Annotated in this window: 8 protein-coding genes; 2 read left to right on the top strand and 6 right to left on the bottom strand. The window is 46.6% G+C overall.

Annotated elements, in window-relative coordinates; translation table 11 throughout:
* Positions 1–16 precede the first annotated feature (16 nt).
* The 5 genes from DWZ67_RS11420 to DWZ67_RS11440 form a co-directional block, all read right to left on the bottom strand.
* Positions 17–1,501 carry a glycoside hydrolase family 32 protein gene (locus DWZ67_RS11420; protein WP_005826280.1) on the bottom strand — a complete coding sequence of 495 codons (1,485 nt, stop codon included), beginning with the start codon at positions 1,499–1,501 and terminating at the stop codon, positions 17–19.
* The gene (locus tag DWZ67_RS11425) at positions 1,501–3,636 is read right to left on the bottom strand and encodes a glycoside hydrolase family 32 protein (protein ID WP_120138865.1); all 2,136 of its coding nucleotides are present in this window, start codon (positions 3,634–3,636) and stop codon (positions 1,501–1,503) included. Before DWZ67_RS11425 ends, DWZ67_RS11420 begins: the two co-directional genes overlap by 1 nt.
* 73 nt (positions 3,637–3,709) lie before the next feature.
* Positions 3,710–5,494 carry a RagB/SusD family nutrient uptake outer membrane protein gene (locus DWZ67_RS11430; RefSeq protein WP_016273168.1) on the bottom strand — a complete coding sequence of 595 codons (1,785 nt, stop codon included), beginning with the start codon at positions 5,492–5,494 and terminating at the stop codon, positions 3,710–3,712.
* A 19-nt stretch (positions 5,495–5,513) separates the two neighbouring features.
* Positions 5,514–8,585, bottom strand: a complete 3,072-nt coding sequence (locus DWZ67_RS11435) for a SusC/RagA family TonB-linked outer membrane protein (protein ID WP_120138867.1) — start codon at positions 8,583–8,585, stop codon at positions 5,514–5,516.
* A 258-nt stretch (positions 8,586–8,843) separates the two neighbouring features.
* Complete coding sequence (locus DWZ67_RS11440) at positions 8,844–9,695, bottom strand: patatin family protein (protein WP_008663962.1); 852 nt, start codon at positions 9,693–9,695, stop codon at positions 8,844–8,846.
* Positions 9,696–9,790: 95 nt separating this feature from the next.
* Here DWZ67_RS11440 and DWZ67_RS11445 point away from each other — a divergent pair, with 95 nt between their 5' ends.
* Positions 9,791–10,990 (top strand): aminopeptidase C, encoded by a 1,200-nt coding sequence (locus DWZ67_RS11445; RefSeq protein ID WP_034525503.1) that lies wholly within the window; start codon positions 9,791–9,793, stop codon positions 10,988–10,990.
* Between the two features lie 44 nt (positions 10,991–11,034).
* Here DWZ67_RS11445 and DWZ67_RS11450 read toward each other — a convergent pair whose 3' ends face one another.
* Positions 11,035–12,795, bottom strand: coding sequence for a 1-deoxy-D-xylulose-5-phosphate synthase (locus DWZ67_RS11450; RefSeq protein ID WP_005826266.1), 1,761 nt, complete (start codon positions 12,793–12,795; stop codon positions 11,035–11,037).
* 336 nt (positions 12,796–13,131) lie between these two features.
* On the opposite strand from DWZ67_RS11450, the gene DWZ67_RS11455 reads away from it, so the two are divergent.
* Complete coding sequence (locus DWZ67_RS11455; protein ID WP_005826262.1) at positions 13,132–14,025, top strand: electron transfer flavoprotein subunit beta/FixA family protein; 894 nt, start codon at positions 13,132–13,134, stop codon at positions 14,023–14,025.
* Positions 14,026–14,029: the final 4 nt, after the last annotated feature.

Genomic DNA, 14,029 nt, shown 5'->3' on the forward strand with positions numbered 1-14,029 from the left:
GCAAACAATAAATTCCTCATCTCCATATTGATTTAAGCATCCAGGCATCCAACTCCATCTTCGTCCCCTTCTTCTGCGCAAAAAGTTCGATACCGGTTTGAGCCTCGCCCGGATAGGTTAATAATGTGAATACATCCTTCCCGTCATTGGCAAAGATTTCAATACTCGATTTGTCTACAAATATATGCAAACGTATCTTATTATCTACCGGTTCCACCCTGGCATATGCCATACGGCTGAATTTAGGAATCTGCACATCGGAGCAATGGGTGCGGTCAATCACCAGATTATGTGAATCCGTATCATAGCTGACCACCACTTTGCGCCCTTCACCCACACACAAATTCAAGCCAAAGGTGTTGGATACGTCAGTAGAAAACGAAGCATCGAGTTCGTAGACATTCTCATCGGGAACAAAGCCGGGTAACCTCTGTGTTCCCACCGATAAAGCACGTTTCACCGATGCAGGCTTATGGCGAAGTGTTTGCAACTGTTCCACCGGTTTCTGCACCAGCCTCACGCCTTCCTTGTATGTCTTCAGTTCCAGATTACGGGGAATGGACCAGAAGCCCTTCCCATACTTCGATGGAGCTACCGGTGCATAGTCCCAGGTTGCAACCCAGCCCATCGAAATTTTGGAATCCAACGTTCCGTCAAAATCCTGAAATGTGCGGGATGCATAAAAGTCCAGCCCTTTGTCCACATATAGAGGCTCTGCAGGATGGTTCTCCATCAGCTTAAAAGAAGTGCCGTCGAAGTCTCCTATAAAATATTGTTCTTGCGCCCAGTTTACAGATACGACCATCACCCACCTTTTCTTGTCAGAATCCCCGTCAACCGGCAACTGGAATAAATCCGGGCACTCCCAAGACTTTTCACTGTCACCGGCAGGGCCAAAATCACTGGTCCAAGTCCAGCTCTTCAAATCAGGAGAGGTATAAAACTTTATTTTCTTCTCCAGGGCCTTGGCTACAACCATCACCCATTTTTGGGTCGGCTCGTGCCAGAAGACGGTAGGGTCCCTGAATTCCGTACTCCAAAGGTCCAGAACCGGGTTACCTTCATAATAATGAAATGTCTTTCCGTCATGACTGAAAGAGATGCCCTGCGCCTGTTTCTTGGAGTCCTTCTCAAAAACGGTGTAAGCCGCCACATAAGCCCCCTTGCCGAAGCCGGCCGTGTTGTTCTTGTCTATGACCGCAGAACCGGTGAAGTAACTGATATTGTCATCCGTTCCGGTCATGGCATAAGGGGTTATCTGTTGGTAATGTACCAAATCTGTAGATTCGACTTTGCCCCACCAGTACATATGATATTTACCCTGATAGTACATGAATCCCGAGGGATCACCAATCCATCCCTTCTCCGGACTGAAATGATACTGAGGACGATAAGGCTCTTTGTATAAACTGTCTGAATTCATTTGTGCACCGGCAGACAATGTTCCTGCCAATAAAAGTGCACCCAATATAGCTGGTATCTTCATTTTCTGTATTTTCATTAAAAGTTCATCTTTACCTTTGCATCTTTCAGTCTCCAAACTTCGGCAGCAACTTCCGTTGTATTTCCATCAGAGAATAGTTCCAATAGCGTACTGTTTTCTTTCAGAGGAAAGATTCTTGTAGTGAATGCATCCTCATCATTAATAAATCCTTCCACCACAGAACCGTCTATAAATAGACGAATCTCCACCGGCTTGGTTGTATCCAACCGATACCAGTCCTTACGAATCTTCAAAGGAATGTGTGCACGCAAGGAAGAATGCGTCTGGTCCACAATAAGTTCCTCCTTCTCCACATCATAATAAATCAGGCTATATTCGCTATTATCCGGATTCTTACACAATGTAAATCCAAACCGTTTTTCGTCACCGGGATAAAAAGTCGCCTTGACTTCAAGCTGATGTTCCCTTCTGCTCACAATGCACGGTTTCGCAGCAGTCAATGCCTGTCTGGAATAAACCGTCGGTTGTTCACGCAATTGTTTCATCACGGGATGGGGTGTTTGGCATAGTTTCCCATCTTTCAGCTGCCATCTTCTGGGCATACTGTAGAGATGTGCCCATCCTTGTTCATAAGTGGCCTCCCCTCCTATTTCATCGGGTATAATGGCAATGGCAGCAACATCCCCTTCCGGAGTCTCAACAACAGAGGGGGACAGCAAGCGGTTGATGACCTCCAGATTTTGAGGGACTGGGTTGTCCGGTATAAACTTTTCATTCTTGAAATCTCCTATCCAATACTGGCAACGCGCAGGTATGCCTTTATGAGGAACCCTATTCACCAAAAGAACATATTTGCCGCCCATCTTCTTAAAGACCGGCATTTCCCAGAAAATACCGGAGTCATCCACTTCCGGATTGCCCTCAAACAGCAAATGTACAAAATCCCATCTCTTCAAGTCCGCCGATTTATAAAGCAGCAAAGCCCCGTGGGGTGTATCGGTCTGCTCAATGCCGAAACCGATAATCATATACCAGACATCACCCTCTTTCCAGACATACTGGTCACGCATGTCCGTACGGGTATATCCGGCAGGCTTCTCGGCAATAACCGGATTACCCGCATATTTCTCCCATTCTATCAACGCAGTATCTTTTGGAAAAGCAATACCCACTCCCATCTTGTCTCCACCGGCTGTGTATATCAGCTGGGGGATACCGTCATCATTGATAACAGCATGCCCGGACCATATTCCATTCTTGTCATAAGCAGCATCAGGAGTCAAAGCCGGCTTTTCCTCCGTCCAATGAAGCATATCGGGACTGCTGAAATGTCCCCAATTTATCTGTCCCAGGAAGATTGCAGAAGCATTCTTCTGATTGAATATATGATATTTACCTTTATAAAGAAGTAAACCATGCGTCTCATTCGTCCAGTTGGCAGCCGGCAACAGATGATAGCGGGGACGGTTGAAGTCCTTCGCAAAACGGGTTTCCGGAATAGCCAAAACCGGAGTCTTCTTCAATCCTAAGGCAATCTCGTCTCTCCATGCAGACGAATCATCGGAAAAGGGAGTGAGGCTTATCCCGTCAATCAACCCGTTTATAGCCGTAACATCGTACATCCAAACCTTCTTTTCCCTGAAATCCTTACCTACCCGAAGCATCATTTCACCATCCTGCAAGTTCCGGGGCCATACCTCTGCACTCATCCTCTGCCCATTCAGGCAAACCGATTCATTACTCAAATCAAGGACCACATGCAGCCACTTGAAACGGTCGACTTTTGTCTTTAATGAACAGTAAGAGTATGAGCCATTCTGCCCCATTCCCAACAGCAACTCACCATAACGGTCTACACATACCGCTACAGATGTTCCTGCCATGTCTCTGATTCCCATAAAGGCAGCAGTATCCGTCGGATAAGATTCCAGAGCAAACCATCCGGACAACGACGAAACATCTCCTTCCGTGGTTGTATCCATCCAAGTGGAATACCCGTCTGTACGAAGGGCTTTACCTTCGACTCCGGTAACAAATTCCGGTATTTCCTTTATAGTGTACAAATTCAACAATGACTTGCCGTCACTGGAAAGTAAGGGGTCCTGCCCGTCAAACGACCATGTTTTTTGAGCAAAAGCTGCATTCAAAGAAAGCAATAGACAGCCCAATATAGAATAGGCAAAGTGTTTCATAATAAAAGATTGTTTAAAGGAAGAGGGGGAAACAAACGTTTCCCCTCCCTTGCGTTTTCATTTCAAAATATAATTAGTTGAACGGAGCATAACCGGGATTCTGTACATACTTGCCTCCAGAAAATCCGTATTGATTGTTCGGAACCGGATAATACTCATCCTTTCCACCCGTAAAGTGCGCATTGGCATAATAAATGCGATTGTCTGACTCCGCGGTAATGTACTTGTTCATGGTTGTTTCCACTATGCCCCAACGGACCAGGTCGAAGAAACGTTCACCTTCCAAAGCCTTCTCCAGACGTGTTTCCCAACGGAGGGCCTGACGGGCATAATCCTGATTCCAGACATCAGCAGGATAAGGATTGACAAGGTAGTTGGCCGCATATTTGGAATGGTCGTTGAAATCCTTTACATAGGCACTGTTCCGGGCACGATTGCGTATCTGATTAATCAAATCACGGGCAGTTTCGAGTCCATCGCCTTCATTGAGTTCAATAAGAGCCTCAGCTTTCCAAAGAAGAATATCTGCGTAACGTATAATCTGCCAGTTCAACTGTGAAGCCCCCCAAGGCCAGCCATTAAACATATCACTACTTTCCGGAGAAACCCAGAAGCGCTTCGCGCAATTATAGCCATAAGTTTCCTTATCACGCACCCATCCCTCACATGGCTTGTCTGGGTAAGTTTTCCAAGTTATAGTAGGACGGCCCACAACAAAATCGAGACGCGGGTCTACATTGGGAGTCGTGTTTTGTAAAGTATAAACCCCATTGTTCAATACCGCCCAACTATAATCAGACTTTGACTGATAATTAAAATCGGGCAGACCGTTTGCATCTGTCTGATAAGCATTAATCAGGTCTTGGCTGGGCAGGAAGAAACCGTCACCTCCGTAAGGGCTGCCTCCACCCGGAGAATTCAACAGATTGCTCCAGTTGATGCGGCCGGCACTTTCGGTACCGTCATTCATGGAATATTGAATGGCAAAAACAGACTCTTTACCGTTTTCATTAGCTACTAAATCCAATCCCTGGAAATCGTCAAGCAAACCGTAACGGTTGCTGGCAGTCACTTGGTCGCAAAGCGAAACGACTTCCCTCAGCAGCTCTTTATTGATGGAAGTTACGGCATGCGTAGTCTCATCTTGCTGATACGCTTGGTACAGCTTGATTTTAGCCGCATAGGCCAGTGCTATATATTTATGAATACGCCCTACCTCCGACTGTGATGCAGGAAGCAGTTCGGCGGCATCAAGCATCTCCTTGGCCAGCATACTCAGAATCTCGTCACGGGTAAACTCATTGTTCGGAATATCCGGATATTGGGAAATCTCAACGTTCTCATCAAAATAAGGTATCTTGTTGAAAAGGCGGCTCAATTCAAAGTAATAATGGGCACGAAGCACTTTCATCTCCGCAATACGGGATACACGTCCGTTCACCTGCTCATCTGTTGCAGCATTCAGAACGCGCAATGCAGAGTTACAACGCTGTACACTGCAATATAGATGGTACCACTTGCTGTCCAGAAATCCATTGGTTGCATCCATATCAAATGTCTCCATACGGTGCACTTCATTAAGGTCACCAACACCACCACCGCCTTTATAGGCATTATCCGAACGTACCTCACCATAGGTCCAATTGGAAGTAGGATGACACCATACACTCCAGCTCTGTCCTTCGGGACCACCCAAAGCTGCATACGCGGCATTCACCAAAAGGTCGGCACCTTCTGTAGAAGTCATAATATCTTCATTCAAGCTACCCTGGGGCTTCAAATCCAGGAAACGGTCTTCATTACAGCTTGCAGTCATCAGCGCTACTACGCCAAGCATATATAAATGTTTCAATTTCATGATAGTATAGTTTTAAAGTTTAGAAACCAAATGATAATCCCAAAGAGAACGTACGGGGCAACGGATAAGGATAACCCAGACCTTCAGGGTCGGCACCTGTATAACCGGTAATCGTAAACAAATTCTGAGCCTGGAAATAAATGCGCGCATGACGCATCTTCATCTTGTCGAGAACTGCTTTAGGAAGCGTGTAACCCAATGTCAGACTTTTCAGCTTGATATACGAACCATTTTCAATATAGAACTCAGATACTTCGTGCTCATTGTTGCTGTTAAGAGTGGTCAAAGCAGGTACACTGCTATTGTAAACACCCGTCTTTTCAAAGTTCTCGTAAGCATGCATGGCATCGAGCAGGCGGGTAGAGTGATTACCGGTCCAGCATTGGAATAAATCCGTATAATATTTGGAGTTGTTATAGGCATCACGAATCATACCGTTGAAGAACATGCTGAGGTCAAAGCCTTTCCAAGATGCCCCAAGATTCAGACCTGCAATCACTTTCGGATTGTCAGAACCCAACCATACACGGTCGTTCGTATCAATCGTACCGTTACCATCAGCATCCACGTATTTGATACGTCCTACTCCGGGAGCGCCAAACTGTACATTATATTTGGATTTATACTCATCCACCTCCTGCTGGGTACGGAACACTCCATCTGTCTTGAAGCCCATCCATGAACCGAACGGTTGGCCAACCAAAGTCTTGTCAACCCCATTACCGCCACCATAAGTATAGTAAATTTCTTCCGTCAGCTCTGTCACTTCATTTTTGTAATATGAAAGGTTGAATGCTACATTATACTGGAAATCCTTTACCTTATCATTCCAGGTCAGTGCCATCTCGAAACCTTTATTGTTCATCGTACCACCATTATACCAGCAGTAACCACCCTCGCCAATGACAGCGATATACGGTTTCTCCACAAGCATATCACTTGTCTTCTTATCAAAATAATCGAGAGAAGCACTCAGACGTCCGTTCAGGAAAGCGGCGTCCACACCGATATTGAGCTGTCTTGTACTCTCCCACTTCAAATCGGGATTGGTAGACCTCACTTTGTAACCACCGGGAGCCAAAGTCGTTCCATCACCGTTCATGTTGTAGCTTGCATCCTTCAGACTAATCAAGTATTTTGTATAGGGAGCCTCATTATCAATAATATCGTTACCATTGACACCCCATGAAGCACGTAGTTTCAAATCAGCCAACCAATCCCTGGTCGCTTCCATAAACTTCTCACTTGAAATGCGCCAGCCTGCCGACACTGAAGGGAAGTAATCCACATTATTACCCTTTGCCAAGCGGGAAGAAGCATCACGGCGCACCGTAACAGAGGCCAAATACCGTCCTTCATAATCATAGTTCACTTTACCAAAGTAAGACACCATACCATAATTGGAAGCACCGGCACCTACATTCTTACCGGCAGTCACACCGTCGAGATAAATATAATCTTCATCTTCTACAGCCAGTCCCGTACCATAACCGAACATGGATTCCGAATGGTTCTTCTTGGCTTCTGTACCAAGAAGTGCAGTCAGATTGTTCTTTCCAAAAGCTTTGCTATAAGTCACGGTATTGGTCCATACCCAATCCAGTCTTTTGTTGGATGATTGAGTCAGCTTATTGACCTCATCGCGTGCCCATGCCGGCTCAAAAGTTTTGTTGGTTTCATCATAATAATTCATACCGAAATTGGTTTTCAGCACCAGGTTCTTAATCGGTTCAATTTCAAGGAATGCATTACCAAAGATACGCCAGTAATCATGTTTGTTCTGTTTTTCATTCTCCAACAAACGTGCCATATTGGGGGCATCACCCAAAACATCATTGATGGCATCGTTATAATTGCCATTCTCATCATAAACCGTCTTGGCAGGATGCTGTTTGATGGCATTCTCATCTACACCGGCCGGACTGAGGGTCTGTGTCCAACGATTGATGGCAACGTTCTCGCCGATACGCAAGCGATTGTCAAGATAATGATAGTTAGAACTGATGCGGGTATTGATACGCTGGAAATTCGTATTCTCTACCAGACCGTCATGGTCGAGATAGTTCAACGCTAACGAGAAGGCACCATTGTCAGAGCCCTTTGAAAGTGTCGCACTATAATTCTGCATCAAGGCAGTGCGATAAACCACATCGCGCCAATCCGTATCAACGGCATGTACTTTAGCTCCATTCAGGCCGATATAGTCTTGAAGTTGGGGAGTTGCACCATTACCATATATTTCGCTGCTTGGCGTAGCTCCATTATTGGCATACTTATAAGCCGACCAATAAACCTGGCCCCACGCATCTGCATTCAACATATCAAAGCCACATTGATAGGTCTGCAAAGTCAACGACATATCAAAATCCACACGGGTCTCCCCTTTCTTGGCACGTTTGGTAGTAATGATAATCACACCATTGGCAGCCTGTGCACCATAAATAGAAGCGGAAGCGGCATCCTTCAATACCTGAATGGATTCTACATCATTGGAAGAAAGGATAGACGAGATGTTCTCACGGGTCATCACACCGTCAATGACATAAAGCGGGGAATTGGCATCATTTCGGAAAGATGACTTACCACGGACCAATGTAGAAGTATTTCCACCGCCCGGTGTGCCGTCAGTCGTAATGTTCATACCGGCAACACGTCCCTGCAAGCTCGACAACACATTTCCCGTAGGAATATCTGCTACATCCTTCATCTTGACCACAGCCACCGAACCGGTCAAACTGGCCTTCTTCTCGGACATATAGCCGGTCACCACTACTTCATCAATCAACTGGGAATCTTCCGTCAACTCAATGCGTAAAGTGGGCTGTGCCTTTACTGTAACGGTTTTATATCCTATATAGGATACGGACAATGTGGCACCGGAAGTTACAGACAGCGTGAAATTTCCATCAATATCCGTAATTGTTCCATTGCTGTTGGAACCTACTTCCATGACAGAAGCACCGATAATGGATTCACCACTCGATTTTTCAACGACAGTACCTTTTACCTGAACTTGCTGGGCAAAGGAAAGAATGCCCACAAAAAGAAGCACAATTAGTGTGCAAAGCCTGAGACTAATGCTTTTCAACATATCTATTAATTTAAAGTTAATAATAAACCAATTCTGCAATTGAGTTTTGTGTCAGCAAAATTAAGCGAAACCAGGATTTGCACCTATAACAAATGTTACGAAAGGTGGTATTTTTGATACATCCCCTTTCTAAAGGTATTCTACGCGTGTTTTTTGCTAAATAAACTTTAGCTTTAGCAGCAAATTAATAGAAAAGAATGAAAACAATATGGGAGCAGATGCTAATTGCACCAGCTCTCATAGTATACTCTCTCAGAATCAAAAACGAAAAGCAAACTGTTCCGCACACCGGTATCCTTCTTCATAAAGCTCCGTCAGCTTCTTGATGTCACGCTCGATGCGGTCTACCACTACCGGCTTTTGTGGACGGATCACAACGATTTCCCCGGCGGCTTCCATCCGTTCCACCTGCTCCAACTGTTGATTATAGACAATGCTGCGGCGGTTGATGGCTTCACGCAATAGCGGATATTTCTTATATATAAAAGGTGGAACCTTCGTTCCCTGAATTTCCTTACGGTACCCATGATTGCGCGTCAACACCACCACATTATTGGTAAATCCATCCTGACGGGCACGCATCAAAGGGATACTGTCCACAATACCTCCATCCAGCATCGGGATGTTGTCCACGTAGGTAATGGGACAGACAAACGGCAGACTGCTCGAAGCACGCACAATATCAATGACGCGCTCTTTACTCCGCTTCTCCTCAAAATAGTTCGCTTCGCCCGTCTCGCAGTTGGTAGTTACCATCACATAGCGTTCGGGACAATGAAAGTATGCCTCGTAGTCGTAGGGAAGTATGTGTTCCGGAAACTCCTGGAACAACAAGTCGAAATCCATGATATTCCGCTTCTTCAACAGATACTTCAATCCGATGTAATTGTATTTTTCCAGCAAGTCGATATTGCTGTACTTGGCACGCCCGCGCTGACCGGACATATAAGAAAGTCCGTTGCAGGCTCCGGCACTGACGCCGATGGTATAGGGAAAGCGAATGCCACGATCCATAAAGCTGTCGAGCACACCGCAAGTGAAGACGCCGCGCATACCGCCGCCCTCCAAAACAAGACCGCTATGGTCGTCGATACGTATTATTTTCTCCATAAGTGTCAGAATTAACGCTCCAAAGATAGCTTTTGTTTACGATATTCTATCTATATTTGCAGTTGCAACTATAAATCTATAACATTTTAATTATGATGAAGAAATCAATACTGATGGCTGCATTGGGTTTATTAAGTTTAAACACAATAGCACAAGACACTCCGAAAGAGGAAGGTTTCATTTTTACAACCGTAAAAGAAAATCCTATCACTTCTGTTAAGAACCAAAACCGTGCCGGTACATGCTGGTGCTATTCCGGACTGGCATTCATCGAATCCGAACTGCTCCGCATGGGCAAAGGCGAATACGACTTTTCTGAAATGTTTATCGTACACAACACCTATCTGGACCGTGCCGACAAGGCAGTGCGTACACATGGTGACGTTTCGTTCTCACAAGGCGGTTCGTTCTACGATGTAATTTATGGTATGAAAACTTTCGGTCTGGTGCCCGAAGAGGAAATGCGTCCGGGCGTTATGTATGGCGACACGCTGAGCAACCACACCGAATTGACAGCCGTATCTGATGCCGTAGTGGCAGCCATTGCCAAGGGAAGACACCGTAGCCTGCAAGCAGACAAGGAAAATAACCCGCTTTGGAAGAAGGCCATCACTGCCATCCACGACATCTATCTGGGCGAACGTCCCGAGAAGTTCACCTACAAAGGCAAGGAATATACTCCGAAGTCTTTCTATGAATCTACCGGACTGAATGCAGATGACTATATCTCACTGACTTCCTATACCCACCATCCCTTCTACCAGCCGTTCGTCCTGGAAATACAAGACAACTGGCGTTGGGCTTCTTCCTACAACTTGCCTATCGACGAGTTGATGGAAGTGTTTGACAACGCTATCAATAAGGGTTACACCATTGCATGGGGTAGTGACGTAAGCGAACAAGGCTTCACACGCGACGGTATAGCCGTAATGCCCGATGCAGAAAAGGTGCAAGAACTGAGCGGTTCGGACATGGCACACTGGCTGAAAATGAAACCCGAAGAAAAGAAACTGAACAGCAAGCCTCAACCGCAGAAGTGGTGCACACAAGAAGAGCGCCAGCTGGCATACGACAACTGGGAAACTACTGACGACCACGGTATGCTGATTTACGGTATAGCCAAAGACCAGGAAGGCAACGAATACTATATGGTAAAGAACTCTTGGGGTGAAGCCGGAAAGTACAAAGGACTGTGGTATGCTTCCAAAGCTTTCGTGCGCTATAAAACAATGAACATCATTGTGCACAAGGATGCACTGCCTAAGGATATTGCCAAGAAACTGGGTATTAAATAAATAAAAGAAGGAGATGCAGTTTGATGCATCTCCTTTTTCAATTCTTACCAAATCCTACAGATATCTTCCACAATCTGCGGAACCGTCAACCGGTTCTTCTTCAACTGCTCCTCCACATCGTAACGGTCGATAAACTCTTTCTTCACACCATAGTTCAGTACCTTCATATCCGACGGACCGTAATAACGGGCAATCTTCTCGCCAAAGCCACCGTCCAGCACTCCGTCCTCAAGAGTAATGACCAGTGTATGGTCGCGCTTCAGGTCATCGAGCAAAGCCTCGTCCACACCCGTGATGTAGCGAGGATTGACAAGCGTGGCATCCACTCCTTTCTCTTCCTTCAACCGGGCAGCCACGGCTTCGCCCAACTGATAGAAAGAGCCCAGTCCCAATATGGCGACCTTCTCTCCACGATGGGACACCTCATAACGGTTCAGCGTCTTGCCGTAATCCTTCTCCGGTTCTACATTCCTGCGGACAACCCCATTGGCCGGCACGCGAATGGCAACCGGATGTTCCGTTTGACGGATGCCCCACTCCAGCATTGCCATATACTCCTCACGACAAGTAGGTGCCAGATAAACCATATTCGGAATATTACCGATGACCGGAATATCAAAAAGACAAAGATGGGTAACATCATTCATACTCGATAAGCTTCCCCAGAAGACAAGAATCAGTGCAGGATTATTGTTGATGCAAAGATCCTGGGACAACTGGTCGTAGGCGCGCTGGATAAAGGTGCTGTAGACCCCGAATACCGGTTTTCCACCTCCGGCAGCAATGGCAGAAGCCATGGCAACAGCCTGCTCTTCGGCAATGCCCATATCGATGAACTGCCGCCCTGCCTCCTTGCGGCGCTCCGGTGTAAAGCCAAATACCGTAGGTGTACCTGCGGTGATGCCCACCACAGTCGGGTCTTTCTTCATCTCCTGCAACAAATAACCGGCGGTAAGGTCGGCATAGTCTTCACCCTCTCCAGACTCACCGGTCAGATTGCCGGTTTCAAGGTCGAACGGAACACTGTAATGGAAACGTTCTTTTTGCTCTTCTGCCAATTTGTATCCCTTACCTTTCAAGGTATTGATATGTACCACAACCGGATGCTTCTTGTCCTTCACTTCACGGAAAGCCTCTATCAATTGCTCCACGTCATTGCCATCCTTCACATAGAGATAATCATATCCCATTGCCTTAAAATAGTTGCAGGGAGCCTGCCCCTCCGTTTCGCGTAACTGTTGCAGATTGCGGTATAGCCCGCCATGATTCTCGGCAATGGACATCTGGTTATCGTTGACAATGACGATGAAGTTCGTGCCCAGTTCGGCACCTACATTCAATCCTTCGAAGGCTTCACCTCCACTCAACGAGCCATCGCCGATGACGGCAATCACATTACCCGCCTCCCCCTTCAGGTCACGCGCCTTGGCAAGTCCGCTTGCCAGACTGACGGAGGTAGAGGTATGCCCAATGACGAAGAAGTCGTGCTCGCTTTCCGACGGTTCGGAATATCCGGAGACTTCGTCATACTCGTCCGCATTCATAAACGCTGCCCGGCGGCCTGTCAATATCTTATGGGTATAACTTTGGTGAGACACGTCATAGACTATCTTGTCCGTTGGTGAATCGAACACGTAATGCAGGGCTATGGTGGCTTCTACCATTCCCAGGTTGGGACCTACGTGTCCTCCGTGGGAGCTTAACTTGTTTAACAACACCTGGCGGATTTCTCCACCCAATCCGTTCATTTCGCTGACTGATAACTTTTTCACGTCAGCAGGGGAATTTACTTTTTCAATATACATATTCTATAATAACATTTAAGTAGCAATGCTTGTTTATCCGATGCTGCCCGTTATGCAGACCTCATCCAGACGCTGCAAAAGTACAGAGGAAACGGGAACGGAAAGGTAGATAAATTACCGGTTTTATTACCTTTTTTACAGATATAGAGCCAACTGATATTTGCGCAAAATCCCTCAACTTGTGCATTTTTCACCCCATTTTCTTGTCAAACCCAACTCTTTCCGTAAATTTGCAGGCTAATAATGAGTTAACCGGCCAATTTCAGTAGCAGGATTCTACTACTCCTATTCCCGGTACTGACATACAAAGAAATACTAATACTAATAATTAATAGCATGAGTTTGAAAATTGTTGTATTGGCAAAACAAGTTCCCGACACGCGCAACGTTGGGAAAGATGCCATGAAAGCCGACGGAACCATCAACCGCGCGGCACTCCCTGCCATCTTCAACCCCGAGGACCTGAACGCTCTTGAACAGGCTCTCCGACTGAAAGATGAACATCCGGGCTCCACCGTTACCATCCTGACCATGGGACCGGGACGTGCAGCCGAAGTTATTCGTGAAGGACTTTACCGTGGTGCCGACAACGGCTATCTGCTGACCGACCGCGCCTTTGCAGGTGCCGATACGCTTGCCACTTCGTATGCCCTTGCCACAGCCATCAAGAAGATAGGCGACTATGACGTCATCATTGGCGGACGCCAGGCCATCGACGGTGATACCGCCCAAGTAGGCCCGCAGGTTGCCGAAAAGCTGGGGCTGACGCAAGTGACCTACGCAGAAGAGATTCTGAACGTGGATAAAGCCGCCAAGAAGATTACCGTGAAACGTCATATTGACGGTGGTGTGGAAACCGTTGAGGCTCCCCTGCCCATAGTCATCACCGTAAACGGAAGTGCCGCTCCCTGCCGCCCGCGCAATGCCAAACTGGTGCAGAAGTACAAACGCGCCCTCGGTGCCCAGGAAAAAGCTGCCATCACCAAGGAAGGCGCTGAGCTTGCCTACGCCGGCCTCTACGAGAAATATCCCTATCTGAACATCACGGAATGGAGTGTTGCCGACGTGAACGGCGACCTTGCACAATGCGGTCTGAGCGGTTCGCCTACCAAGGTGAAGACCATTCAGAACATCTCATTCCAGGCCAAAGAAAGCAAAACGCTGACGGGCAGCGACAAGGATGTGGAAGATTTGATTGTTGAACTGTTAGCTAACCATACGATAGGATAAGATT

The organism is Bacteroides sp. AF34-31BH (genome assembly GCF_003602795.1).
GTDB classification, from domain to species: domain Bacteria; phylum Bacteroidota; class Bacteroidia; order Bacteroidales; family Bacteroidaceae; genus Bacteroides; species Bacteroides uniformis.